Source organism: uncultured Mobiluncus sp., assembly GCF_947254095.1.
GTDB lineage: Bacteria > Actinomycetota > Actinomycetes > Actinomycetales > Actinomycetaceae > Mobiluncus.
Window position 1 is genome coordinate 1 of the sequence record NZ_CAMYBV010000023.1, and the last position, 24,741, is coordinate 24,741.

At 55.8% G+C, this 24,741-nt stretch carries 22 protein-coding genes and 1 tRNA gene; 5 read left to right on the plus strand and 18 right to left on the minus strand.

Features of this window, described 5'->3' with window-relative positions; all coding sequences use genetic code 11:
* Positions 1–76: 76 nt before the first annotated feature.
* The 4 genes from Q0X47_RS07630 to Q0X47_RS07645 all read right to left on the minus strand — a co-directional run bounded on the left by Q0X47_RS07630 (position 77) and on the right by Q0X47_RS07645 (position 5,611).
* Complete coding sequence (locus Q0X47_RS07630) at positions 77–667, minus strand: hypothetical protein (RefSeq protein ID WP_297724586.1); 591 nt, start codon at positions 665–667, stop codon at positions 77–79.
* Between the two features lie 67 nt (positions 668–734).
* The gene (gene mfd, locus Q0X47_RS07635) at positions 735–4,232 is read right to left on the minus strand and encodes a transcription-repair coupling factor (RefSeq protein WP_297724589.1); all 3,498 of its coding nucleotides are present in this window, start codon (positions 4,230–4,232) and stop codon (positions 735–737) included.
* 51 nt (positions 4,233–4,283) lie between these two features.
* Positions 4,284–4,952 carry an aminoacyl-tRNA hydrolase gene (gene pth, locus Q0X47_RS07640; RefSeq protein ID WP_297724592.1) on the minus strand — a complete coding sequence of 223 codons (669 nt, stop codon included), beginning with the start codon at positions 4,950–4,952 and terminating at the stop codon, positions 4,284–4,286.
* A gap of 32 nt (positions 4,953–4,984) precedes the next feature.
* Complete coding sequence (locus Q0X47_RS07645; protein WP_297724595.1) at positions 4,985–5,611, minus strand: 50S ribosomal protein L25/general stress protein Ctc; 627 nt, start codon at positions 5,609–5,611, stop codon at positions 4,985–4,987.
* Positions 5,612–6,007: 396 nt separating this feature from the next.
* On the opposite strand from Q0X47_RS07645, the gene Q0X47_RS07650 reads away from it, so the two are divergent.
* Together Q0X47_RS07650 and Q0X47_RS07655 are read left to right on the plus strand one after the other, a co-directional pair.
* Entirely contained in the window at positions 6,008–6,517 is a 510-nt protein-coding gene (locus tag Q0X47_RS07650; RefSeq protein WP_297724598.1) for a nitroreductase family protein, read from the plus strand.
* 29 nt (positions 6,518–6,546) lie between these two features.
* Positions 6,547–6,756, plus strand: a complete 210-nt coding sequence (locus Q0X47_RS07655) for a hypothetical protein (RefSeq protein ID WP_297724600.1) — start codon at positions 6,547–6,549, stop codon at positions 6,754–6,756.
* A 22-nt stretch (positions 6,757–6,778) separates the two neighbouring features.
* Here the strand turns inward: Q0X47_RS07655 and Q0X47_RS07660 are convergent, their stop codons facing one another.
* The 3 genes from Q0X47_RS07660 to Q0X47_RS07670 form a co-directional block, all read right to left on the minus strand.
* The gene (locus tag Q0X47_RS07660; protein WP_297724603.1) at positions 6,779–7,750 is read right to left on the minus strand and encodes a ribose-phosphate diphosphokinase; all 972 of its coding nucleotides are present in this window, start codon (positions 7,748–7,750) and stop codon (positions 6,779–6,781) included.
* An 84-nt stretch (positions 7,751–7,834) separates the two neighbouring features.
* Entirely contained in the window at positions 7,835–9,298 is a 1,464-nt protein-coding gene (gene glmU, locus Q0X47_RS07665) for a bifunctional UDP-N-acetylglucosamine diphosphorylase/glucosamine-1-phosphate N-acetyltransferase GlmU (RefSeq protein WP_297724607.1), read from the minus strand.
* Between the two features lie 42 nt (positions 9,299–9,340).
* Positions 9,341–9,411, minus strand: a tRNA-Gln gene (locus Q0X47_RS07670).
* 272 nt (positions 9,412–9,683) lie between these two features.
* On the opposite strand from Q0X47_RS07670, the gene Q0X47_RS07675 reads away from it, so the two are divergent.
* Positions 9,684–10,205, plus strand: a complete 522-nt coding sequence (locus Q0X47_RS07675; RefSeq protein WP_297724610.1) for a MarR family winged helix-turn-helix transcriptional regulator — start codon at positions 9,684–9,686, stop codon at positions 10,203–10,205.
* Here the strand turns inward: Q0X47_RS07675 and Q0X47_RS07680 are convergent.
* The 10 genes from Q0X47_RS07680 to Q0X47_RS07725 all read right to left on the minus strand — a co-directional run bounded on the left by Q0X47_RS07680 (position 10,202) and on the right by Q0X47_RS07725 (position 22,201).
* On the minus strand, positions 10,202–11,347 hold the full coding sequence (locus Q0X47_RS07680; RefSeq protein WP_297724613.1) for an ABC transporter ATP-binding protein: 1,146 nt from the start codon (positions 11,345–11,347) through the stop codon (positions 10,202–10,204). The two genes, Q0X47_RS07675 and Q0X47_RS07680, sit on opposite strands and share 4 nt — an antisense overlap.
* Positions 11,337–12,077, minus strand: a complete 741-nt coding sequence (locus tag Q0X47_RS07685; protein WP_297724616.1) for an ABC transporter permease — start codon at positions 12,075–12,077, stop codon at positions 11,337–11,339. Before Q0X47_RS07685 ends, Q0X47_RS07680 begins: the two co-directional genes overlap by 11 nt.
* Positions 12,078–12,247: 170 nt before the next feature.
* Complete coding sequence (locus tag Q0X47_RS07690) at positions 12,248–13,183, minus strand: ABC transporter permease subunit (RefSeq protein WP_297724619.1); 936 nt, start codon at positions 13,181–13,183, stop codon at positions 12,248–12,250.
* A 58-nt stretch (positions 13,184–13,241) separates the two neighbouring features.
* Positions 13,242–14,387 (minus strand): ABC transporter substrate-binding protein, encoded by a 1,146-nt coding sequence (locus Q0X47_RS07695; protein ID WP_297724622.1) that lies wholly within the window; start codon positions 14,385–14,387, stop codon positions 13,242–13,244.
* A 129-nt stretch (positions 14,388–14,516) separates the two neighbouring features.
* Positions 14,517–15,458 carry a 4-(cytidine 5'-diphospho)-2-C-methyl-D-erythritol kinase gene (gene ispE, locus Q0X47_RS07700; protein WP_297724625.1) on the minus strand — a complete coding sequence of 314 codons (942 nt, stop codon included), beginning with the start codon at positions 15,456–15,458 and terminating at the stop codon, positions 14,517–14,519.
* Positions 15,455–16,384, minus strand: coding sequence for a 16S rRNA (adenine(1518)-N(6)/adenine(1519)-N(6))-dimethyltransferase RsmA (gene rsmA, locus Q0X47_RS07705; protein ID WP_297724628.1), 930 nt, complete (start codon positions 16,382–16,384; stop codon positions 15,455–15,457). Before rsmA ends, ispE begins: the two co-directional genes overlap by 4 nt.
* Before the next feature lie 9 nt (positions 16,385–16,393).
* On the minus strand, positions 16,394–17,566 hold the full coding sequence (locus Q0X47_RS07710) for a resuscitation-promoting factor (protein ID WP_297724631.1): 1,173 nt from the start codon (positions 17,564–17,566) through the stop codon (positions 16,394–16,396).
* Between the two features lie 129 nt (positions 17,567–17,695).
* Complete coding sequence (locus Q0X47_RS07715; RefSeq protein WP_297724634.1) at positions 17,696–18,667, minus strand: TatD family hydrolase; 972 nt, start codon at positions 18,665–18,667, stop codon at positions 17,696–17,698.
* A gap of 21 nt (positions 18,668–18,688) precedes the next feature.
* Positions 18,689–20,506, minus strand: coding sequence for a methionine--tRNA ligase (gene metG, locus Q0X47_RS07720; protein WP_297724637.1), 1,818 nt, complete (start codon positions 20,504–20,506; stop codon positions 18,689–18,691).
* Between the two features lie 30 nt (positions 20,507–20,536).
* Positions 20,537–22,201 carry a dolichyl-phosphate-mannose--protein mannosyltransferase gene (locus Q0X47_RS07725; RefSeq protein ID WP_297724646.1) on the minus strand — a complete coding sequence of 555 codons (1,665 nt, stop codon included), beginning with the start codon at positions 22,199–22,201 and terminating at the stop codon, positions 20,537–20,539.
* 127 nt (positions 22,202–22,328) lie between these two features.
* Between Q0X47_RS07725 and rsmI the strand changes: the two genes are divergently transcribed.
* The gene (rsmI, locus tag Q0X47_RS07730) at positions 22,329–23,195 is read left to right on the plus strand and encodes a 16S rRNA (cytidine(1402)-2'-O)-methyltransferase (protein WP_297724648.1); all 867 of its coding nucleotides are present in this window, start codon (positions 22,329–22,331) and stop codon (positions 23,193–23,195) included.
* Here rsmI and amrS read toward each other — a convergent pair.
* A complete protein-coding gene (gene amrS, locus Q0X47_RS07735; RefSeq protein ID WP_297724640.1) occupies positions 23,192–24,244 on the minus strand; it encodes an AmmeMemoRadiSam system radical SAM enzyme in 1,053 nt (350 codons plus the stop codon). The genes rsmI and amrS overlap by 4 nt on opposite strands.
* A gap of 22 nt (positions 24,245–24,266) precedes the next feature.
* On the opposite strand from amrS, the gene Q0X47_RS07740 reads away from it, so the two are divergent.
* Positions 24,267–24,741: glycerophosphodiester phosphodiesterase family protein (locus Q0X47_RS07740; RefSeq protein WP_297724643.1), on the plus strand; the 475-nt coding region annotated here is incomplete at its 3' end.

Here is a 24,741-nt window from a genome sequence, read left to right on the forward strand (position 1 = left end):
CATTTGTCCGGGGATTTCTCCCCGGACAAACAAATTTTTCTCGATTTAACTTTCCGGCTCCCACCGCAGTTTTCGCTTACTGCTGCGCTTGACCCATCATCTGCATCTGCGCGGCACGCTGCTGAATTATCTGGACAGCTTGATTCATCCGATTCGACAGCTTCGCCTTCTTTAGGTCAGAACCAGCCTGATAAGCCTGTTCAATCTGGGCCGCCAACTGCGAATTGACCGGTGGTACGCCCAGCTCGTTAGCGGCCTTCGGATCCGTGGCGGTAGCACACAACAACAGTTGCATGACATCGCGAGTTTCCGGTGACATCTGTGCGGAGTCCACCTTAAACAGGTCGGTTTTAATTTCATCGAGCTGCGGGCACTGCGAGAGCAAATCCTTGCCGCCTTCGTTGAGAGTCCGCAGGTAGCGCAGGGCATAAATGCGTGCGGTCTGCATATCCGGCGTGTCGTTAAGGTTAATTCCCGCTTCAGCCAGTTCTTTGGTGACAGTTCCAAGTTGCGTTTCGGTGACGACCCATCCGTCACCATAAGCGGCTACTCCTGGTTTTGCTTCGCATCCGCTCAGCAGTCCCCCCGCGAACGCCAGCGCGACGACGCCCGTCATCAGCTTGGTTGCGGTTTTAGTGGTTTTGGTCACAAGGGACTGTTCCGCCATCGTTTTTCCCTTCAATAGTCCGGCCCAACGTTCCCATCTTAGCTTTTCTTTGACCGGGGAGGGAATTTTAAACCAGGGGTTTAATGACGCCGCGAATGACTTTCTCTACCCATTCCATGAGTTCTAGGTCCACAATCGGAGTTTCGCTCAACCCATTTTTCCTGGTTGGGGCGGGTATAAACAATTCGCGCGTGGTCAGTTTCAGCCGCGCCCCCGGATACAGGCGCTGCAGACGCGCCATCTGCGAATCCGCCAGTTCAACGGGTGCAAAACGAATAAATTTGCCCATCACCTTAATCTCTTGCACCTTTTGGGTCCGCGCCAAGTTCCGCAGTTTCGCGACCGCCCCCAAGCGTTCCAACGGTTGCGGAGGGCGTCCGTAGCGGTCGGTCATTTCCTCCAGTAACTGGTCAATTTCCGTATCCGTGGTGGCCGAGGACAGACGCGTATAGGCATCGAGACGCAGCGACTGTACGTCCAGATAGTCCTCGGGAATGTAGGCATCTATGGGCAGCTCAATGGACACACTGGTATCTTCGGGGGTTTCCTGGCCTTTATAGGCTGCCACCGCCTCGCCCACCATGCGCACATACAGGTCAAAACCTACTCCGGCGATGTGTCCAGACTGTTCGCCGCCCAACAGGTTTCCAGCCCCGCGAATTTCCAGGTCTTTCGTAGCGATGGCCATCCCGGATCCTAGCCCGGTGTTGGTTCCAATCGTTTTCAGCCTCTCAAAAGCCGTTTCGTTCATAGTGTTGCCGGGCGGATAGAGGAAGTAAGCGTAGCCGCGTTCCCGCCCGCGGCCGACTCGTCCGCGCAGCTGATGCAGCTGGGACAGGCCAAAGCGATCCGCGTGATCCACGATGATTGTGTTGGCACTGGTCACATCCAACCCGTTTTCGACAATCGTCGTGGACACCAGCACATCGAATTCTTGGTTCCAGAAATCCACCATGACCGATTCCAGCTGTTTTTCCGACATTTGCCCGTGGCCCACCCGAATCCGCGCTTCGGGCACCAGCTCGGAGAGGTGAGCGGCAATCCTGTTGATGGATTGCACCCGGTTATGTACGAAAAATACTTGACCGTCACGCAAAAGTTCGCGCCGGATGGCGGCCGCGACCTGTTTATCCGAGTAGGCTCCCACGTAGGTCAAGACCGGGTGGCGGTCCTCCGGCGGGGTGGTGAGGGTGCTCATGCCGCGAATTCCGGTGATGGCCATCTCTAGGGTGCGCGGAATCGGGGTGGCGCTCATCGTCAAAACGTCAACGTCGGCACGCAAAGCCTTGAGGGCCTCCTTGTGCTCCACCCCGAAACGTTGTTCCTCGTCAATCACCACTAGGCCCAAGTCTTTAAACCGGACATTGCCCGACAGCAGGGCGTGGGTTCCAATTACCACTTCGATGGAACCGTCTTTCAAACCGGCTTTAATCCGAGTGGCCTCTTTGGTAGTAGTAAAGCGCGACAGCGCAGCTACAGTTACCGGGAATCCCGCAAAACGGTTCGTAAACGTTTCGGCGTGCTGGCTGACCAGCAGGGTCGTCGGAGCTAGAATTGCCACCTGCTTGCCATCCTGGACGGCTTTAAAGGCCGCGCGTACCGCTATCTCGGTTTTTCCGTAACCCACATCACCACAGATGAGCCTATCCATCGGAACGGTTTGTTCCATGTCATGCTTGACTTCATCAATGACCGTGAGTTGGTCGGGAGTTTCCACAAACTCGAAACTGTCTTCCAGCTCTCGCTGCCAGGGAGTATCCGGACTGAAAGCGTGCCCTTTGGAGGCTTGGCGAATGGCATAGAGACGCACCAGTTCACGGGCGATTTCTTTCACCGCTTTGCGGGCTCTAGACTTGGTTTTTGCCCAATCAGCCCCGCCCATCTTTGACAGCACCGGGGACTCCCCACCCACATACTTCGAGAGTAAGTCCAGAGAATCAGTAGGCACCCACAGTTGATCGGCGGGACCGTTGCGTTTGCTGGGGGCGTATTCCAACACCACGTATTCTTTCGCGGTGGTTTCCCGGCCTCGCCCCATGGTGCGTTTCGCCAGTTTTACGAAACGCCCGATGCCGTGGTGAAGGTGAACCACGTAGTCGCCCTGATTCAAAGTCAGGGGATCAATAGCTTTGCGTCGCCTGGCGGGAAGGTTGGCCTTGTCCGAGGCGTGGCGGGACTTCTTTTTGCCCAAGACCTGGGCCTCGCTCACCACCAATAGTTGCGCTGCCGGGACCTGGTAGCCCTCGTCCAGGGGGGCCACCGTGATCTGTACCGCGCCGCTGCTCGGCGCTGTGGCATCCGCAACCACTTTCGCCGGAACGTCCGCCTCTCCCATGACATCCCGCAGACGGCTCGCCATCCCCCTACCGGTCGTAGTAATCACTACGTTCCAATTTTCTGACACCAAATCGCCGATTGTACCAATCAGTCCAGTTTCTCCGGTGGGGGGCTCCATCGCGATTTGCGCCCCCACGTTCTGAGCGTTCTCACCCACCGCAAAAGGAGAGATGAACACGGTGTCCATACGCGCCTCTTGGGCGGCGGTATGGAGCTGTTCCAAGGTCAAAAACGAAGCCTGTTCAATCTCCAGGGGTACTTCCCCGCCACCCGCGGCAGCTGACCAGGAAGCCGCCAGGAACTCTTGGGTCGTTTCCACCAGTTCTTTCGCACGCGCCTCCAAACGGGGACGATCGGTCGCCACCAGACGGGCTCCGGGCGGCAGCAGGGAAAACAGAGGCACCATTTCCGCACCCAGCAGCGGGCTCAAGGATTCCAAGCCTTCGCCGTACTTACCCTCGGCCGCCAGATTCAGTATTTCGCCAGCCTGTGGCATTTGGTCGGCCAGGCTGGCGGCCCGTTCCCGCGCCGCATCGTCGAGGAGTAGCTCGCGGCAGGCTGGGGCGGCGAGCTCCCGGATATCGCCGCCGAAAGTTCGCTGATCCGTTGCCGTAAACGCCCGAATGGTGTCTACCTCGTCGCCAAACAGTTCAATACGCACCGGATGGGCGGCCGTGGGAGAAAAAACGTCAATCAGACCCCCACGCACGGCAAATTGGCCGCGCGCCCCCACCATATCAACACGTTCGTAGCCCAAACGCAACAGGTCCGCAGCCATGGTGTCACGGTCATAAGTGTCTCCCACCTGCACCGTAAACAGAGGATAGTCGGCGATATGAGCGTTCACCGGGGCTAGCGCAGCCCGCATGGGCATGACCAGGAAGCGCACCGCATCTGACGGATGGGGATGCGTCACCCGATGTAAAGCCCAAATCCGGCGCGCCATCGTATCGGCGCGAGGGGAAAGCCTTTCGTGGGGCAGCGTTTCCCAGTCAGGAAACAACTCCACTCCAGTAGTGTAGGCTCCCAGTTCACGAGCCAATTGGGTAGCGGCGCGGGTGCTTGGTGCGAGGACCACGGTTAGACCTTCGCGACCACCGGGCAAACCCGCAATGAGCGGGGCGTAAAACCCGGGTGGCGCCACGTATTCACACACGGAACCCGCCGCATCAGGCTCCAGGCCTGCCAAAGCAGCCCCGGTCTCATCCAGTAAACCGTACAAACTCATGAATGAACCTGACCCCCTCAGCTCAGACTGGACTTGGAAACGCGCCGCCCCTTACTTGGGGTTGCCCAAATGTAACCTGGCTTGAGCTTTCGCCAGTCCGTTTTCCGCGATATCCGTCACACATTGTACCGCTCGGTCCAAAACCTCATCGAGGATACTTTGCTGGGACTTCGGAATACGTCCTAATACCCAGTTGATGACCTCAGAACCCCCGCCGGGCAATTTGACCGGACGCCCGATACCGATGCGTAAACGCGCAAAATCTTTTGTACCCAAAGACTTTTGGATTGATTTCAACCCGTTGTGCCCGCCATCGCTGCCGCCAACTTTCAGCTTTGCGTAACCCATTTCGAGGTCTAACTCATCATGAACCACCAGCAGGCGCTCGGAGCCAAGCCGGTAGTAATCCAGCAGTTCTTTCACCCCCGAACCGGATTCGTTCATAAACGAGCCGGTGTGAGCCACGATAATCTTGGGGGCATAGACCCCGTAGCCCAAGCTCACTGTTGCCACGCGCGCCACCACTCCCGCACGCGCCAGAGACTGATTCCGATACGTTTGGCCAGATTGCTTTACGAAGCGATCAGTCACCAGGTATCCACAGTTGTGCCGGGTTCCGGCATATTTTTCACCGGGATTGCCGAGCCCCACCACGAGCCAGGTTCCCTCCTCGTCTACCAGACGAGAGGGATCCAAACGTGGTTCGTGAGTGGGGCTCATCAGCAATCCAAGCAAGTGTCAGAAAACCGCTACTACTCAGCGGATTCTTCGGTATCTCCCGCAGCCTCAGCCTCGGTAGTTTCTTCTTCCGCAGCCGGCGCCTCGGGAATTTCAACTTCCTGCGGAGTGGTGACGCTCAAGACAATCGCTTCCGGATCGGTCTTGGCTTCCACGCCCTCAGGCAACTTGATGTCGGCCACGCTCAACACCACGCCATCCTCCAAGCCGTCCACGCTGACCTCGATTTTTTCCGGAATGGCAATAACCGGAGCAAAAATTTCCATGTTCAACAGGTCCTGGTTGGCGACCAAACCGGACATGGGCTCGCCAATGATTTCGATAGGCACTTCCACGTCCACCTTTTCGTCGGCCTTCACCAGCAGCAGGTCCATGTGCATAATCTGGCGCTTTACCGGGTGACGCTGAATGTCCTTGACCAGGACCATCGCCGGGTCTTTCAGGCCCTTCAGGGAAATAACGGCATTCACGTTGTCCTTCACCAGCAGGAAAGTTTCGTGGTAGGGCAGCAGCAGGTGCACCGGATCGGTGCCGTGACCATAGAGTACCGCCGGAATCTTGTCGGCGACCCGAGCGCGGCGAGCAAATCCCTTACCAAAACCCGTGCGCTGTTCGACTTGCAAAGTGGGGTTATCAGCCATGTTTTGTATCCTCCAAATATATAATCAGTTTGCGTTTTCCCGGGAGGACCGCGGAATTCTGTTGCGGACTTTCCTCTCCGAAGTTTCGTTGTTCCCCTCGCGGGTGAGCAGACGACTCCGTTCCTGCCATAAGACAGAAAACCCGCCTTGCTCAATAAGCAAAAGCGGGCGAAGGGCATCCAGCAAAGTTACCGGGCCGCGTCGATAACGGTTCACGCTGCGGCTTGACCGCCGCGCTCCCCCTCGCCGAGGCAACCCATCAATGATAGCGAAACCACCGCAATTTTACTAATTTGTGTAAAGGTTAACCTCCTGTGCCTCTCGCTGTTCAAATATTAATCTGACTAGATTCATTATTTGGGTATACCTAAAAGTAAAGTATGAAACAATAATTTCATGAATGAGACCATCGATGTCCAGCTAGAGCATCGCACCATCCGCGAGTTCAAATCGAATCCTATCCCCGAAGACACTTTCCAAACCCTCATGGACGTAGCCATGCATACCCCTACGTCCCGCGGGATTCAGGGGGCCTCGATTATTCGGATTAAGGATCAAGCAAAGCGGGAAAAGCTGGCTGAAATAGGTGGACAGGAATATGTTGCCCACGCCCCGGAGTATCTGCTGTTTATCGCAGACTTAGCTCGGGGCGCGGCCATTCTGGAGGAGATGGGCTTGTACCCCCAATCGGCTGCCACGATAGATACGTTCCAGGAAGCTTTCACCGATGCGGTTCTCATGGTTCAAAATGTGGTCATAGCTGCCGAGTCGTTGGGGTTAGGGGCCAATATTTTAGGCAATATTTTGAACGAGCCCAGGGGGGTAATCGAGGCTATCGGACTGCCCCCCTACACTTTCCCAGTATTAGGACTAAGCTGGGATACCCCGGCGAAGAACCGCAGTTGAAACCGCGGATGCCCAAAGAATTCCGGGTCATGACCGACACTTATGTGCGTCCGGATTCCTACCTGGAAGCCCTCAAGGATTACGACGCGCAGATGCGCGAATACTATGACCTGCGCAATAAGGGCAGGCGTGAGGACAAGTTTACGAATCAAATCTTTCAGAAGCTCGGCAAGGTACGCAACCGCCGCGCCTCCATCCTGGATGACATCGAATCTCAGGGATTCCTCATGCACCCCTAGACTCCAGGGACTCACACCGGGTTTACTCGAACAGGGCGGTCACGGAGCCTTCCTCAAAGACCTGGCGAATTGCCCGGGCCAGCAACGGCGCAATCGGCAAAACCTTGAGCTGTGGGAAACACTTATCCGGAGGAATCGGCACCGTATCCGTAACGATAACTTCGCGGGCTCCGCATTCGCTCAGGCGCTTTGCCGCCGGATCAGAAAACACCGCGTGCGTGGCCGCTACCAGCACGTCCTTGGCCCCGGCATGCTTCAAAACCCCCACGGCTTCTGCAATCGTGCCACCGGTGTCAATCAAGTCATCGACCAGCACGCAGGTGCGCCCTTCAACATCACCCACCACACGGTTGGCCACAGCCACATTGGGGCGGGAGGTGTCACGAGTCTTGTGCACAAAAGCCAGAGGGTATCCGCCCAGGCGGTTCGCCCACTTTTCAGCCACGCGAATCCGGCCCGCATCCGGGGACACCACGGTCACGTTGTTCAAATCCACGCGGGTGCGGACATAGTCAATCAGCACCGGCATCGCCTGGAGGTGATCCACCGGGCCGGTAAAGAAGCCCTGTTCCTGCGAGGCGTGCATATCGATACTCATCAAACGGGACGCCCCGGCAGTCTTGTACAGGTCCGAAATGAGACGCGCCGAAATCGGTTCGCGTCCCTGGTGTTTCTTATCTTGACGGGCATAAGGGTACAGCGGAGCAACCACGGTGATGCGCTTGGCGCTGGCTCGCTTCAGGGCGTCAATCATGATGAAGTGTTCCATCAACCACTTAGAGACATTGCCGGAAATCGACTGGATACAAAACACGTCGCAGCCGCGCACCGACTCGTTGTACCGCACATAGATTTCGCCTGAGGCAAAGTCGTAAATCGTAGTCGGCAGCACCTCCACGTCAAGTTCTTTGGCAACCTGTTCAGCCAGTTCGGGGTGCGATCGACCCGACACAATCACCAAACGCTTGCGCGGGGTATCAAACAACTCTGCCATTCGTGTGTCCTTCTTTTATCGGAGTTTTTCTGTTGCTGCAAAGGTATTAATCATGGCTTTTACCGTCCCTTTCGTCCACCGGGACTATTTCGTACCATCCGTGCTGTCTGGGGGATTCCCTCCGGCTTGCTCAGCCCGCATCGCTTCGATGGCGGCGATAGTTTCGGGACGATTCTTTGCGACCCAGCCAGGAATTTGACGCATCTGAAAGTCATTGACCGCTAAGTTCCCCTCCGGGATGTCTTGACGGACGATGGTTCCTCCGCCGGTATAAACACCGTCGCCGATATTGACCGGGGCAATGAACACGTTATTAGCGCCGGTTCGGCAGTGCGACCCGACATTGGAGTGATGCTTATGTACCCCATCGTAGTTTGCAAAGATAGTGGCGGCGCCAATGTTGGTGCCTTCCCCGATGGTGGCGTCGCCCACATAAGACAGGTGGGGAATCTTGGTGCCTCGCCCGACTTGAATGTTTTTCGTTTCGCAAAAACCTCCGACCTTTGTGCTTTCCGACAGTATTGTTCCCGGACGCAGGTAGGTAAAAGGCCCGATGTAGGAATGTGCTCCAATTTCAGAGGAAAGCCCATGAACCCGAAAGACTTCCGCGTCGTCTCCGACTTTCATGTCGATAAGCGTCGAGTCCGGCCCGATACGGCAGTCCTCGCCGATGCAGGTGTGGCGGCGCAACTGCGTATTGGGGTAAATCGTAGTGTCCTGTCCGATGGTCACGTCGGCATCAATCCATGTCGTAGCCGGATCGATGATGGTGACGCCCTGTAGCATCCAGTACCGAGTGCGACGGCGATTGTATTCGGCCCGCAGTTCGGCCAGCTGCGCCCGGTCGTTGCAGCCTTCCGCTTGCGCCGTGTCTGACAGCAGCACCGAAGAAACCCTGAGACCTTCGTTCCGAGCAGCTTTGATGGTGTCAGTCAGATAAATCTCCCCTTGGTCGTTGTTTGTCGACAGGGTCGGTAAGCAGCGATTTAAGAATTCGGCGTCGAAAGCATAAATCCCGGCGTTGACTTCTTTGATTTGCTTTTGTGCGTAAGTCGCGTCGCGTTCCTCGACGATACCGGCGACGTGTCCGGCCACCCGCTGAATTCGCCCGTAACCGAAAGGGTTGGCTATCTCGGTAGTCAGCAAGCACAAGGCCGCCCCTTCGTCCTCGCGAGTTTCCGCCAGGGACAGAATCGTGGAGGAATCAAGCAGGGGCACGTCGGCGGAAGTCACCACCAAAGTCCCTGTCGCAGCCCCCAGTTCCTCCAGCTTTTGCAAGGCGCACCACACGGCACGACCGGTACCGGGCACATCGTCCTGGTGAGCAATCACGATGTCAGGATTAACCGCCTGAGCTTCGGCAGCTACGGCCTCGGCCTGGTGACGAACCACCACCACGATGCGTTCCGGTTCGATTTCCATAGCGGTGTGGATAGCGTGAGAAAGCAGGGTGCGCCCCGCAAAGGAGTGCAAAACCTTGGCTTTCTTGGACTTCATACGAGTGCCTTGGCCTGCCGCCAAGATAACGATGGTGCTGACGTTGGTCATGTTCCTATCCTAACGCCTTGCCCGCCCCTAAAAAGCAAAACGTTCCGCCCCCAGGATTCGAACCCAGACTAAAGGTACCAAAAACCTCTGTGCTGCCATTACACCAGGGCGGAGTGCGCCACCAACTTCCAGTCGGAAACAGCGCCCGTCTATTTTGCCATTTTTCAACTTTTTTAGAAAGTCGAGGCTGCTTAACTTTCCTGTATGTCGCGAGCATCGCAAGTACTTGCAGTACTCTCAAATTTTTTACACTTTGCAAGCACCCCTCTAGAGACTTCCAATAGTCCCCAGGAAGGTATTTCGAGACCACAAAGATTTTCTCTGCGACAAAGATTCTCGACCTCGAGTAGTATTAAAGAAATTTTTCCCGCAATAGGACGGTGCTATGGTTCCCCCTTCCGCTTTACCCGACAGTGACGAAGTCGACGGCATCCTCAAGGCTTGGCGCTCTCTGCTGCCCCATGCCGATTTAACTCCACTTTCGGTATTCTCCCGAGTCTCCCGCCTCGCTCGCCACCTCGACCAGGCACGTCGTGAAGCGTTCTCCTCAGTAGACTTGGAGCCCTGGGCCTTCGATGTGCTTTCCGCCCTCCGCCGAGCAGGAGAGCCCTTTTCCCTGACACCCGGCGTGCTCATGCAGCAATCGCTGGTGTCCTCCGGGACCATGACGAACCGCATCGACCGGTTAGAAGAACGCGGACTGGTACGCCGCTGCGACCACCCGGAGGACCGCCGCGCCATTCTGGTGGAACTCACCGAAGACGGCAAGCGGCACGCCGATGCCGCGATAACCACACTGATGGCTACGGAACGGGGTTGGTTAGGAGATCTTTCCGAAGCGGACGTAACCGAATTGGCGCGCCTACTTCGGTCGGTACTCCTCCCCTTCGATGCCCAATCTCGCTAGGAAACCTGCGAAGGTTGTCTTTCCTCGACCTGCGTCACCACTTTTATGGGGTTAGATTGGGGGACGTCGTCAGGAGACACCGCCAATACAGCTTTCGGCTCAATCCGCAGCGCCACACGTTGCCCTTTCGTGACCATCATGGATTCCGAAGGCGTTATCTGAGACGTCAACGTGATTCCCGAAGGCATCTCCACCTCGACTTTCGCGGTAGATCCCAGGAAAGTCAGGTTTTTCACTACGCCTTGATTTGCTAATCGGGGGGCGTTGGGCTGTACCATCTCCAGCTGCACGGATTCGGGACGCACCAAAATTGTGGCTTCCCCGTCGGTACGTTTCGTTGAGGTTTTTAGAATCGGAATTTCTTGGTCCCCTACGAAAGCTGAGCCATCCCGAATCACAGCGGGAATACGGCTCGATTCACCGATGAAAGTCGCCACGAACTCATTCGCGGGCTCGTTATACAACTCCCAAGGCTCAGCGATTTGCTGCAGCTTACCGTCTTTCATCACACCGACCCGGTCGGCCACAGCCAAAGCCTCCTCCTGGTCGTGCGTCACGAACAGGGTCGTCAAACCGGACTGCAGCTGAAGTCGGCGGATTTCTCCGCGCAACTGCACCCGCACTTTGGCATCCAAAGCCGAGAGCGGCTCATCGAGAGCCAACACCGCGGGTCGCAACACCAAAGCTCGCGCTAGGGCCACCCGCTGCTGCTGACCCCCGGACATTTGGTGAGTGTACTTATCGGCTTGGTTGGACAAGCCCACCATCTCTAGGGCTTCCATAGCCTGACGGACGCGATGTTTAGAGTCGACCTTGCGCACCGTCAGCCCGAACTCTACGTTCTGGCGTACTGTCATATTGGGAAACAGGGAATACTGTTGAAACACCATCGCCATATTCCGCTTTGCCGCGGATGTGTGGGTGATGTCTCGCCCGTTGACCACAATTTGGCCCGAGTCGACCTGCATCAAGCCTGTCAGAGCCCGTAACGCGGTCGTTTTCCCGCATCCCGAGGGTCCCAACAGCACAACGAGTTCTCCACTGTGGAATTCACAGTTGAAATGATCTAGCGCCTGGGTTCGCCCGTATTGTTTGTTCAGATCCCGAAGCTCAACCTCGGCACCAACAGCCTCATTTGGCATTTTTCTCTCTCTTCTTTTTCAATTCGTAGCTCACGATTTCCAACATCATCAACACCACGATGCCAAACACCATGGTCAGCAGAGCCAGTGCGGTTGCAGTCATAGAGTCGTCTTGACCCAACTGGAAAATAGCGACCTGCAGATTGTTGCGATTCAACAGCGACGCAATGGTGAACTCTCCCAGCACCACGGAAATAGTGATAAAGGATGCGGCCCCAATGGCTCCGCGAAGGTTGGGGATAATGACTTTGAACATGACCGTAGACCACGGTGCTCCTAGGGAACGAGCGGCTTCTACCAGGGTCTTTACCGGAATCGTCGAGAACCCGGCATCGAGCGCCCGATACGCGAAGGGCAGCGTCAAGATGGTGTAGGCAAAAGCTAGCCAGATTGGATGCGTGTTCAACAGGTTAATCGAAATAAATCGATATATCGGCCCTAAACCCACCACCAGCACAATGGCGGGAATCGCGAGGGGAAGCAGACAAATAAACTCCACCACGCGAGACAGTTTGGAAGGGCGGATTTTTAGCGCCAGCATGGTTGGCAACAGCAACGCCAGCATCAGCACCACGGTAAATACGCTCAATACCAAGGAATTCAGTACACCGTCCCACAGAATCGACATATCTGCCCCGGAAGCGGTGGTCCCCGACAAACTAAAGATGGATTGCCAAGCCCCGCCTGACCATGCCCCGGTGAGGGGAAACCGCACCGAAAAAATTAACATACCCAGCAGTGGTATAAATAAAAACAGCAGTACGGCGACGAGGATTACCCACTGGTAAATGGCTACGCCCAGGTGTGTCTGCCACTTACGGCTTGCCCGCCGCGATGTGGCCTTGGCAGAGGGCGCTACCAGCAGGGTCTCCGCTTTGGAATTTATGGAATTAGTGAGGTTTACTCCCATTTCGCCGTCCTCTTTTGCAGTTGTGCGTAAGCTGTCATCACCACAGCCACTACGACCACCATCAACAGGGCGAGCGACTGAGCAAACCCGTTTTGCCCGATGTCTTGCTCATTACGCAGCGCACTTTGAATCATCAACGGCACCAGGATGGAGCGTTGCGTAAACAATGCTGCCGCGGTGGCGTAGGCGGAAAAAGCATTGGAAAATAGCAGCAAAAAAGCACCGAGGAATCGCGGCCACAAAATCGGACCCGCCACCCGGAACCAATAGTCCCCAGTCGAACCCCCCAAGTTCAGGGTCGCTTCCTTCCACTGGGGACGCAGCGAGTCCATCGCCGGTAGGAACACGATAATCATCAGGGGAATCTGGAAGTAGCAATAAACCAGCACCAGCCCCGGCAGGGAGGCCAGCCAGTTAGGATCCAGTTGAATTCCGGTAGTCGCGAACAGAATCTGGGTACCGATACCGTTAATCCCGATGGTGGCGATGAATGCAAAAGCCAGCATGACCCCGCCAAACTGAGCCAATACGGAAGATACGGCATTGATTAAGCGGCGCAGCAAACCGGTTTGGCTGGAACGAGCCACTAGGGCATAACAGGCCAGCGCCCCCACCACGGCCCCAATCAGAGCCGAAGCAATGGAGACGAAAACTGAAGTACCCAGCGATTCTAGAGTGTTCTTTTCACCCAAACGCGCCAAGTTTGCCAGGGAAAATCCACCCGTCGCGCTGGTGAAAGCTCCCGCAATCACGATTGCAGTGGGGGTGAGCAAGAATATTGCCACATAGAGGAAAAACGGGATAGTGACCAGGTTCGTGGACTTGCGCCGCCGCCCTGACGAGGGGTACCAGGTCTTTGACTCGGCTAGTAACTGTCCGCGCCAACCAGTTCGTTTATTGACCTCTGGTTTTACGTCTGTAGGCACGAGCCGGGAGCCCGGATCAGTATCCGAGCTCCCTGGCCGTGTATCTTCTTGAACAGGCTTAGTTACCAATAGCCTTGTCCCAATTCTGCTGCAACCAAGTGGTGATTCGAGCCGAATCATCCGGGCTGTAAGTTAACGGAGGCTTAGAGGTTTCAATCAAGGTGGCTTTGGCGTCGGCATCAATGGTGCCGTCCGTTTCCATCTGTTCCATCAGCACCGGCATTGCCCCGCCCTTCATCCAGAGGTTCTGAGCTTCTGGAGTATAGAGGAACTCCTGCCACAAACGTGCCGCGGCCGGGTGGGGAGCTTCCTTGTTGATGGCCTGCTGGTAATAGCTGCCGACCTCGGTGCCGGGAAACACGATGACTCCCCATTCAACTCCCTGACCCTTCAAGCGGTCACGAGTCGAAATTTGGTTGTAGGACCAGTCGAACACCGCGGCAGTCTGACCGGAATCGATGGTGGCCGAGGTTACATCAATGGTGTTCAAGTTGCCGAGACTCTTGAGTTCCTTAAAGAAATCCAGACCCGGCTGAAGGTTTTGCAAATCCCCGCCATTGGCCAGATTCGCCATAATAAAGCCATTGAATGCCGCCCCGGCTTCCGCGGGTTTGCCGTTGAGCGAGACAACGCCGGCAAACTTCGGGTCTTTCAAGTCCTCGATGGACTTGACGTCACCGTACTTGGTCTTATTCCAGCCCAGAGACATCACGCCGGTGTAATCCGGGGTGTACAGCTTGTCTTTATTCTTAAGTTTCGGATCAATCTTTGCCGCCCCTTGAGTTTCGTAGGCCGCGAAATACTGCGTGGAATCCACGGCTACGGCTAAACCAACGTCAACGGTGTCTGGGGCTTTGTCTGTCCCGGCGTTGGTCTTAATAGCGTCAATTTCTTCTTTCGAAGACGCATTGGGGTTCTGTTCGTTTACAGTGATTTCGGGATATTTCTTTTTAAATGCCTCAATCACTCCACCCCAGTTTGACCAGTCGTGGGGCAGTGCAATGAGGTTCAACTGCCCCTCTGCTTTCGCCGCTTTTTCCAGCCCTTCCATTCCCCCAAAGTCATCAATGGAAGCAGCTGCCTGGTACTTCGTCTTGTCTGCGGCGCTTTCCGCATTTGCTGCGCTGCCGCCACAAGCTGTCAATCCCAATGAGGCGCTGACCAGGATAGCGGCGCCTGCCATCAGAGAAAATTTCTTGTTCAAGGGTTTTCCTTTCCTGAAACTTTATTTGCAATCTCAGGTTAGGAAACTCACGTTAGGACTTACCTGCTTAATTTGTTAAGGCTATGTAAGTTCAACTTTTTATTTGTTAAATCTTGCGGGTTAGGAGCCCTAATATTCGCCGTTTACCGGTCCAACGGCACTGAAAACTCGTGCTACCAAAGGGTGGGAGCCAAGCCTCTGCGCCACTTTTTCTTGGGAAGTTGCGTCCGAGCATAGGGCGGCGATGGTCGGACCGGAGCCAGAAACGATGGCTTTCAAAGCCCCGGCATGCTCTGCCGCAGCGATGATTTGGGATAGTTCAGGGAAAATGTGTAAGGCACCGGCCTGCAGATCATTGTGGAGGTATCCGGCCAGCTCGGTGACGTCCCCGTCCAGAGCTGCCAAAAAGTCTGGTGAGAGCGCAGCGGGCAGTGGCTGCGGGTGAGGAACCAGCTGGTCGAAAGCCTCAAAGACTTTTGGTGTGGACAGTCCACGGCGGGAAACAGCTAAGGCCCAATAACATTTTGTACCGCCCGGTAAACTATGCATATTGTCACCGAAGCCGAGTCCCAAGGCGTTTCCCCCGGTTAGGCCGAAAGGGACGTCCGCGCCTAGTCTCGCCCCCAGAGACTGCAACTCAGCGAGGGTGAATCCCAGTTGATAAAGCACGTTCGCCGCGTAGAGCATGCCAGCGGCATCGGCTGACCCGCCAGCCATACCGCCCGCCACCGGAATATTTTTCTCAATCTTGATGCTGGTGAAAGGGACTTCGGCGCCGGTATCCCGCAAGGACTCCAGTGCTTTGAGCGCCAGATTGTCCGGTCCATCCAGGTTCTTTGGTCCGGTCAATCCCGGCGCTAGCACGGTGTGCACCACATCGGTTTCGCCTACATCACGAGGTTCCACAGTCAAGTATTCCCCTAGATCCAGGCACTGAAATACCGTCAATAGTTCGTGGCGGAGCTGTCCTGGTGGTCGCGTTCCTACTCGGAGCAGCAAGTTGACCTTTCCAGGAGCAAACACTTTAAGGCGCCGCCCCGATTGGTTTTCGAGAATTCTCACTCCGCTCATTTTGTATCGCTCGTTCCATAAAGTTTTGCGGCCGCGATTTTTGTGAAGTCTGTGACACTGAGACGTTCGGCACGTAGGCCCGGCGCAATACCGGCTGCCTCAAGCAAAGCGGCGGACGCATCAGGGGAGCCAGCATATCCAGCCAAAGATTGCCGCAAGGTCTTGCGGCGCTGAGAAAATGCCGCGTTCACCGCCGCGAATACTTCCTTCCTTAACGTCTCGACTGCCTCATCTGTCAAACCTTCGGGGCTAACTTTCAGGTCCTCCAGCAGTCTCTGACGTACCTCTAAACGCCGAAACTCCACTACGGTCGAATCCACATTCGGGGCGGGATAAAACACATTTCGCCCCACTTTAAAAGCACGTTTTGCTCTGCCCCACCAGGCCAGTTTCACACTCGGCGCCCCGTATGCAGCGTCAGCGACTCCGGCCACCCAGCGGTCAGCCACTTCGGCTTGCACCATGACCAGCGCGCCCTCCAGGCCTGGCAAAACTTCCAAGAAATGCAACAGCAGGGGGGTGGCCACATTGTAGGGCAGGTTTGCTACCAACTGGCGTGGCGCGGCCCACCCTGCGGGGATGTCTAGGTCGGAGACTCCCCTAATTTCGAGAGCATCTTGCGTCATGACGCACAAGTCTGCGCTGTTCGCGCCGTGTTGACTCACCGTCACCGGCAGGGCGGCCGCGAGGCGCTGGTCGATTTCGATAGCGATAACTTTACAGCCCTGTTCCAGCAAGGCCAGAGTCAACGAACCCAGCCCCGGGCCAATTTCTACAACGGTGTCACCTGGGGAAACTCCCGCTGTGGCCGCAATGCGCCGCACCGTTCCGGGGTCGGTAACGAAATTTTGACCTTTTTTCTTGCTCGGAGACACCTTTAGGGCAGCACAGAGCGCAAAGATGTCGCGCGCACCCAACAAAAACACGTCAGAATTTTAGCGCAAACCGAGCTTCCGGGAGCACGCCGGCCATTGTCCCCAGCCTGAGCGAGCTTGCAGAATCTGAGCCCGATGAGTCTGTTCCTCTGCCGAAGCCTCAGACGGCAGACCGGAACCCCCTACTGATCGCCACGTCGGTAACGTGAACTGGTACATTCCGTAAAAACCATTGCCCGTGTTCGCATCGGGACGCCCACCGGCTTCGCAAAATGCCAGTTTGCTCCAAACGTCGCCGGTTGCGGCGATAGGTTGCGAGGCAGGACGTTTCTTCGTGCCGACCGTAACTTTTTCGTTAACCGGTTGGGCCACAACCTTTTCACTCAAGATTTCTTCGGAGAAAACCACGCCGTCGATGCTGCGCACCTTCTTAGTGATCTCTTTTTCTCCAACCACGCCCTTCTGCGTCACGACCTTTTCGTCAGTGAACTTCGAATCATCGTTGGTAGTTTCGGTTTCGAACTGAATCGGCTCGCTGGCCGTAACCTTTTCTTCCGTGATCCGCTGCACCTGCACGATAGGTGCCGCGCCGGGGTTGAACAGCACCTGGACAGCATCCAAGTCGGTCAGTTTCACTTTGTTGCGAGTGAGGATGTCCTCCGGGGTGATGTCGGACTTCGCGGCTTTCATCTGCGCGGTAGCCCCATCGTGGACCAGCTGATAAACCTCACCTGGCGCAAAAAGAGCCAACGGCACGCCATGCAAATCCTTGCCGCTGGTGCCCACAAATTGCACCGCTTGGCCTTCCCAGAGTTTTTTAATCGCCGCGCTAGCGGAGTTTTCGGTCGTGTCGATGTCTTTCCGGGCGCCGTTAACCATGACGGTTAACCCCCGAGAACTTTCAATAGTGATCTTCATCCCGTTCTCGACGGGGGTTTTAGGTCCGGGGATGATGGAGTCTTTAGCGCTGAAACTCACGCCGTTTTCAGCCAACAGGTCGGATACGGTAGCCCCCCAGCCGCCGAATTCTTGGACTTTGCCGTCGGCAACCACGGTGGCGGTCTTGTGCGCCATCGCAAATGCGGTGCCGATGCCGGTGCCCAGCACCAAAGTGGCTGCCAAAGCGGCGACGAGAGGCGCAAAAAACTTTCGAGAACCCCGAACCGGCTTTGTTTGAAGGTGGCGCGGGGCTCGTGTGGGGGATACGTTCATGTTCGTAGTATTCTCTTCCATCAACAAAAATGTTACCGAATCGTTATATTTATGTCCAGCTCGTTATCTATTGTACACCTTTAGTCAACAAAAACCACAACTTTCACAGTGTTAACTTTCCTAACAATCCGGTGCTGACCTGGATAAATCCTAAAATTCATAGACGGCCGTGGCGTTGCGATAAGTTTGTTCGCGCAGTTCCTCATTCGTTACCTGGGTTAGTTCCGCCAAAAAGTCCGCGGTATGTCCAATGAGATAGGAAGCGTTGGGCTGGCCTCGATAGGGCTGGGGCGTCAAATACGGAGCATCCGTTTCAATGAGGCGCAGATGAGCTGGCATCGCTAGGGCTCCAGCTTGAATATCTTGGTTGGCGTGGTAGGTGACGTTTCCCGCAAAAGACGCGTACCAGCCATTTTCTGTCAAAATTTCGGCCAGCTCACCGTCCCCCGAAAAGCAGTGAAAAACCGTTTTTCGCGGCGCCCCACAGCGTCGCAAAATTTCTACGCAATCCTGATGGGCGTCACGGTCATGAATCTGCAGGGGTAAATCCAAGGCTTTCGCCAGCTCGATATGTGCCGCAAATGCTTGCTTTTGCGCTTCCTTGCCCGTTTCGGCAGTGCGAAAATAGTCCAAACCGGTTTCCCCGATAGCCACCACTGCCTCCGGAAATTGACGGGCTGTCCGTTCCACCGTCGCTAAAGCGTCATCGAGGGACGTTTCCTGCCAGGGTTCACGCTTCTGCACCACGTTATCCGGCGCCGTATCCAAAATCCCCAAGTGACGCGGAGCATCGTTAGGATGAATGGCCACCGCAAACCGCACCTTTTCAAAAGCGGAGCCGGAAAACCGCTCGCGGTCGGCACCCAGCACCTGAACTTCCGGAAGGCTACACAGAGAGACAACGACTCGTTGCACTCCGGATTGTACCGCCCGTTCCATTTGTTCTTCCGCGCTGAGCCGCACTCCGGCGGAATCGCTAGCATAGTCCCCCGGCAACAAAGGCAAATGGGTGTGATTGTCAAACAGCCTGCCGGTACCAAACGGCCTTTCCCCGCCGTCAAAAGGCTGTCCGCTCACCGGTACGGGCGGCCACACCTTTGGTTTTGACTTACGTTTACTCACCAGCGTCCTCGCAACTTCGTGTTACTTATGCAGCAGGTTCGCGTACCGTTCGTGTTCTTCCTCAACGACAGACTCGTCGAGTTTTTGGAATACCGGAGCCGGTTTCGCCACCGCTTGCCCCACCTGTACCGGATGACGCTCCCACGTCGGTGCATGGCGGTAATCTCCGGTGATAATCGGGTAAGTGCGGTCGCTGCCGTCCTCGTTTTTCACATCCAAGTCGACGACTTCTTCGATTCGCGGCAGGGGCGCCACATTCCCGGCCCCGCCCAGGACTTTGTCGATAGCGTTGGAAGAAGTCGGCAAGAATGGCGACATCATTAGGTTCAAATCCGTCACCACCTGGGCTAGGACGTGCAGGATTGTTCCGAGCCTCTCGCGCTGCGACTCGTCTTTTAGCTTGAAAGGCTCCGTGGTGGTTACGTAGCGGTTAGCCTCCCCCACCAAACGCATAATCTCTGCTAGAGCAGCCTTTTGGTGATGGCTTTCGATGAGGCTACCCACGGTTTCGAATCCGGCACCGACAGCATCCAACAGCGTCTGATCTTCAGCCGTAAAATCACCGGCCGGAGGAATCTCGCCAAATTTCTTTGAAATCATGGAGGCCGTGCGGTTGACCAGGTTGCCCCAGGCGGCCACCAACTCGGAGTTTGTGCGCCGCACAAACTCGCTCCAGGTAAAATCAGAATCCTGATTTTCCGGCCCCGCCGCAGAAATGAAATACCGCAGCGCATCGACTTGGTAGCGAGACAGCATATCGCGCACATAAATCACGATTCCGCGCGAGGAGGCAAATTTCTTGCCTTCCATGGTCAAAAATTCTGAGGAAACTACCTCGGTGGGCAAGTTCAGGATACCTAAGTCGCCAGGCTGACCGCCCAAGTCTCCGCGTCCGTTGTAGCCCAGGATTTCGGCGGGCCAAATCTGGGAGTGAAACACGATATTGTCCTTGCCCATAAAGTAATAGGACAGAGCTTCGGGGTCATTCCACCACTGGCGCCAATCCTCTGGGGACTGGCCAAAACGACGCGCCCACTCAATAGAAGCCGAGAGGTAACCGATTACCGCGTCAAACCAAACATAGAGACGCTTGGGCTGATCCTCCCACCCGGGAATGGGGATGCCCCAGTCAATATCCCGAGTCATAGCTCGCGGTTTAATGTCTTTTAAGAAGTTCTTGGAGAACTTGATGACGTTGGGGCGCCAATTACCGTTCTTTTCCCGGTCGTCGAGCCACTCATTCAAGGCTTTGGCGAGAGCCGGTAAATCTAAGAAATAGTGGTCGGTTTCCACAAATTCCGGAGTCTCGCCGTTGATTTTGGAACGCGGGCGAATTAGGTCGGTGGGGTCGAGCTGGTTGCCGCAAGCATCGCACTGATCCCCCCGGGCTCCTTCCGCCCCGCAGATGGGGCAAGTCCCCTCAATATAGCGGTCTGGAAGGGTGCGTCCGGTGGAAGGAGAAATCGCGCCCCGGGTGGTCTGCACCTTCATGTAGCCGTTATCTCGCACCACTTTGAACATGGCGCGAACAGTCTCATAGTGATTGCCCGTGGTGGTGCGGGTGAACAAATCGTAAGACAGACCCAGCTGACACAAATCCTCCACGATTGCCCGGTTGTTTTTGTCCGCCAATTCTCGGGGGGTCAGCCCGGCAGCCTCGGCCGCAACCAAGATTGGCGTGCCATGCTCGTCAGTACCAGACACCATCAGTACATCGTGGCCCCGCATCCGCATATAACGGGAAAAAACATCCGAGGGAATTCCGAAACCAGCAACGTGTCCGATGTGACGCGGACCATTAGCGTAGGGCCAAGCAACGGCAGAAAGAATATGAGTCATGACTCTATCCTAACGCCGCCGGTAAGTTCCCTAAATCCAGTAAGCCCACTTCGTGTTGGGATTATTCAGCCACATTCGCCACCCGTAGTGGTCTTCAGGCATAGGCATACCGGTCCAGATGGGGAAAAAGAACACTGCCGCCATGAAAATGAACACTACGATTACCAGGGCAGTAATGAACTCGCCTCGGGAAACTTGGCTCAAGTCGGGCACCAGATTGTATCGACCGGTCCAATTCTGGTCTTTGGTGATTCGCCAAGCCCCCATCAGCAAACCCAAGAGATACACCACCGCCATAATCATGAAGGGAGAGATAACCACCGTGTAAAAAGTAAATATGGTTCGATTTGAATACACCAGCCAAGGCAGCCAAGTGGCCATATATCCGGTAAAGATCAGCCCAGCACGCCAGTCGAGGAATCCGAATGTCGCTACCATGACCAGGATGAACGCCACAAATCCGACCCACCACAGAATCGGGTTACCCAAGGAGTTGACCGCCTCAATACACCTGCTGGCTCCGCAGTCCCCCGGCACCCCTTCGTAATAAAACGAAGTGGGACGCAGCTGCAAAAGCCAGCCCCACGGGTTAGCCATGTAGGGGTGGGTGGCGTCCAAGTTGGTGTGGAAAATGAAAATTTGGCGGTGATAATCGAGCCAATCTGCCACCAAACCGCGATTGGTATGCCCCCACGCTTGTGAATGGGTAAACCATCCCAACCAGGAAACCACGTAAGTCAGGAAAGCAATCGGCACCAAGTTCACGAAAGCGGGAAGCCCTCCGGTCAGAACAGACGACCCCATCCAGCGCGGCTCGGTGCGCCACCTGGCAGATAGTTCCCGAATGAACACAAAAATCCCAAAGACCGCCACCACGTAGAGCCCCGACCACTTCACGCTCATGGCTAGGCCAAAAGCAACGCCCGCCGCGAAAAGCCAGGGCCGCCACCAATAGCTTGGCCCCCAAGAAAGCACAAAGTGAGAATAGTCAGGGGCTACGCCTAAGCCGACAGCCCGGCGCTTGCCGTCCGGCGAGGTTTCCGCACCCTCGCTGCCCGCACGCCGAAAACGTTGACGCAACTGTTCAGTGTGTCTGGCCGCGTCGATGTCTTGGAGGGCAGCGATTAGCCGGGGGCGATAGCTGAGTTGATCGCGAACGACGTACAGCACCCCCAGGAGGATAAACATTTCCAGGATAATGTCGAGGATGGCGGTGCGGGACAGGGCAATTTGTACCCCGTCCAAACCCATCAGAACGGAGGCGAGGGTGGCCATGCTGGCGTTGCCAAATAGCTCCCACACAATGCGCCCCACCAGGTAGACGGCTACCGCACCGACTACACAGACCGCGATACGCCACCCGAAAGGTTGATTGCCGAACAGTTTGATTCCCAGCCCGATTAGCCATTTTCCCACGGTGGGATGTACCACGAAAGAACCTTCCAGCGGGGTTTTGAAACTCCCGGAGATAAACGTGGGGTCGTAATCTTTAGGCCACTGCACTTCGTAGCCGCGTTTGATGAGGCCGTAGGCATCTTTGACATAATACGTTTCGTCAAAAATCAGGGTTTTGATTGCCCCCAGACGCACCACCCGAGTCAAAAACACCAGAAAAGCCACCACCAGGGGTCCCAGCCATCCCCAGAGATATTCCCGGTCCCCGCGTTGGGGCCGAGCTCGGAAAGCGCTTCCCACGAAGGTCGGCCTACCCGGACGCAGCAGCAGAGCCAAGCCGGACGTGGGAGCGGTGAGGCCTCCCGTGGGTGCGGGTCGAGGTGGAATATTCACGCCTCAAGTTTAATGGAAGAATGGAACGGTGAGCATGGATTATCCCCCGGTGTTTGAGGAAGTAAACCTAGTTCTGGCCGGAACCCCAATCGGGAATGTCGGCGACGGCTCACCCCGTTTGTGCGAGGCGCTTCGCACCGCCGAGGTCGTGGCTTGCGAAGATACCCGTCGGACCCGAGATTTAGCCCGCCGCCTGGGAATCGAAATGTCCGCCCGCCTGTTGGCTTACCACGAGCATAATGAAGCCGCAATGACCCCGGAATTATTGAGCCTAGCCCGCGACGGCAAACGGGTTCTGCAGGTTTCAGATGCTGGAATGCCGGGAATTTCAGATCCGGGGTTTCGCCTGAGCCAAGCTGCCGCACAGGCTGGAATACCGTTTATGGTTCTCCCTGGTCCTTCCGCTCCGTTGCTGGCCTTGGTGGGTTCGGGCTTGCCGACAGATTCTTTCACTTTCGTGGGGTTCTTGCCGCGGAAGCCCGCTGCTTTGTACCAGACGTTACAATCTCTCTCGGCTCGCAGCGAGTCCCTGATTTTCTTGGAGTCGCCCCGCCGAACCCTCGAGACGCTGGACGCCATGGTCCAGGTTTTCGGCCCCAGTCGACCGGCTGCACTGGCGCGAGAACTGACGAAAACTCATGAAGAGTTTATTAGGGGCACCTTGGAATCTGTGCATTCCGAGTTGTGCTCACGTCCCGAAGTTTTAGGTGAAATTGTTATCGTCGTCCAAGGAGCACCCGACGGGGGCCAGGCTGAATCCCCGACGCAGCGCCTGGAAAAAATGGAACAGCTGGTACACAATGGGGTGAAGGCAAAAGCAGCGGCCAAGCTCATTGCGACCTGGTTCGGCGGCTCCGCTAATGGACTTTTTTCCTCTTATCTCGAGGGAAAAAGCGACTAAGTCCAGACTCCGGGAATGACAGTTGCGCAGCGGGGACATTGTCCCGACTCCCCAACCGTGTTTTCGCAAACATTGAACCAGTCCCTCATGATAAGCGAATCTCCGCACCCGGGACAAAAGGTGCTTCCCCCCTCACGGTCGCGCACGTTGCCGATATAGACGAAACGAATTCCTTCCCTCCGCGCAATTTCCCGCGCTCGCTGCAACGTTTTTGCCGGGGTTCGCGGCACATCACGCATCTTCCAATCAGGATGGAAAGCCGAGAAATGCAGTGGAACGTCCGGTCCAACATTTTCGACTATCCACTTTGAAAGGTTTCGAATTTCCGTGTCAGAATCGTTATGACCGGGAATCAGCAGCGTGGTCAGTTCCACCCAGCACTCGGTTTCGTTGCATACGTAGGCAATAGTTTCCAGCACATCCCGTAAATGCGCACCGGTCAAATGCCAGTAGAAGTCTTCAGTGAACCCCTTTAGATCGAGGTTGGCCCCGTCCATTTCGGCATACATCTCCCACCGCGGCTCAGCACAGATATACCCGGCACTCACCGCTACTGTCCGCAGCTTTTCGGCGTGGCAGGCTCTCGCGGTATCTATAGCGTATTCGGCAAAAATCGTGGGGTCGTTATAGGTGAAAGCAACCGATTGTGCCCCGTAGTGCAGCGCCAAATCCGCGATTTCCCCGGGAGAGACAGTCGTGGTTAAACGGTCATTTTCCCAGGCTTTGGAGATGTCCCAGTTTTGGCAAAACCGACAGTTCAGATTGCATCCCGCGGTCCCGAAGGACAACACCTGAGAACCCGGCAGAAAATGATACAGCGGCTTTTTCTCGATGGGATCGAGCCCAATTCCGGAACACCGCCCGTAGGTATCGAGCACCATTTTTTGACCTTGAGCTATCCGGGTATAACAAAACCCTCTTTGCCCATCGCGCAGCGTACAGGCGCGGGGGCATAAGTCGCAGCGAATTCGGCCGTCCTTAAGCAAAGTCCACCACTTTGCGACTCGGCCTCGACTTTGCATCCCGATAGTTTCAAACCCATCGCCCATAAATCAACCTTAGACTGAAACCATGAAGATTTTTGCGCACCGCGGTCTAAACCGACAAGCTCCGGAAAACACCATGGCAGCCTTCCGGCTGGCTCACGAAGCCGGTGTGGAATGGATAGAAACTGACGTTGACATTCTGGGGGACGGCACCGCTGTTATCCTGCATGATTCCACGTTGGACCGCACCACTGACCGCAGCGGTTCAATGTATGACCTGAGGTTCTCGGATCTCGATGAGATTTCTGCGGGAGCCAAATTCGGTGACGGCACCAGTTACCTCCACGAGAGAATTCCCCTCCTCACCGACCTTTTGACCTTCCTTCGAGATAGCCATATGAAATGCAATCTGGAAGTGAAATCTAACGAGGCAGGCGGTGCCATGTCTCGCCGCTTGATTGACACTGTTTTACACGAGATTCGGGACGTGCGGCCTGAAGAGCTATTCATCAGCTCGTTCAATCACGTATTTCTGTACCAGATTCACCAGCAACGTCCCG

Coding starts and splice junctions, on each gene's coding strand:
- rsmI (WP_297724648.1), top strand. CDS start 22,329: ATGGATTATCCCCCGGTGTTTGAGGAAGTAAACCTAGTTCTGGCCGGA.
- Q0X47_RS07660 (WP_297724603.1), bottom strand. CDS start 7,750: ATGGCAGAGTTGTTTGATACCCCGCGCAAGCGTTTGGTGATTGTGTCG.
- pth (WP_297724592.1), bottom strand. CDS start 4,952: ATGAGCCCCACTCACGAACCACGTTTGGATCCCTCTCGTCTGGTAGAC.
- Q0X47_RS07710 (WP_297724631.1), bottom strand. CDS start 17,566: ATGGAAGAGAATACTACGAACATGAACGTATCCCCCACACGAGCCCCG.
- Q0X47_RS07645 (WP_297724595.1), bottom strand. CDS start 5,611: ATGGCTGATAACCCCACTTTGCAAGTCGAACAGCGCACGGGTTTTGGT.
- Q0X47_RS07685 (WP_297724616.1), bottom strand. CDS start 12,077: ATGTTAATTTTTTCGGTGCGGTTTCCCCTCACCGGGGCATGGTCAGGC.
- ispE (WP_297724625.1), bottom strand. CDS start 15,458: ATGAGCGGAGTGAGAATTCTCGAAAACCAATCGGGGCGGCGCCTTAAA.
- Q0X47_RS07650 (WP_297724598.1), top strand. CDS start 6,008: ATGAATGAGACCATCGATGTCCAGCTAGAGCATCGCACCATCCGCGAG.
- Q0X47_RS07680 (WP_297724613.1), bottom strand. CDS start 11,347: ATGCCAAATGAGGCTGTTGGTGCCGAGGTTGAGCTTCGGGATCTGAAC.
- Q0X47_RS07630 (WP_297724586.1), bottom strand. CDS start 667: ATGGCGGAACAGTCCCTTGTGACCAAAACCACTAAAACCGCAACCAAG.
- Q0X47_RS07675 (WP_297724610.1), top strand. CDS start 9,684: ATGGTTCCCCCTTCCGCTTTACCCGACAGTGACGAAGTCGACGGCATC.
- glmU (WP_297724607.1), bottom strand. CDS start 9,298: ATGACCAACGTCAGCACCATCGTTATCTTGGCGGCAGGCCAAGGCACT.
- Q0X47_RS07655 (WP_297724600.1), top strand. CDS start 6,547: ATGACCGACACTTATGTGCGTCCGGATTCCTACCTGGAAGCCCTCAAG.
- mfd (WP_297724589.1), bottom strand. CDS start 4,232: ATGAGTTTGTACGGTTTACTGGATGAGACCGGGGCTGCTTTGGCAGGC.
- metG (WP_297724637.1), bottom strand. CDS start 20,506: ATGACTCATATTCTTTCTGCCGTTGCTTGGCCCTACGCTAATGGTCCG.
- amrS (WP_297724640.1), bottom strand. CDS start 24,244: ATGGGCGATGGGTTTGAAACTATCGGGATGCAAAGTCGAGGCCGAGTC.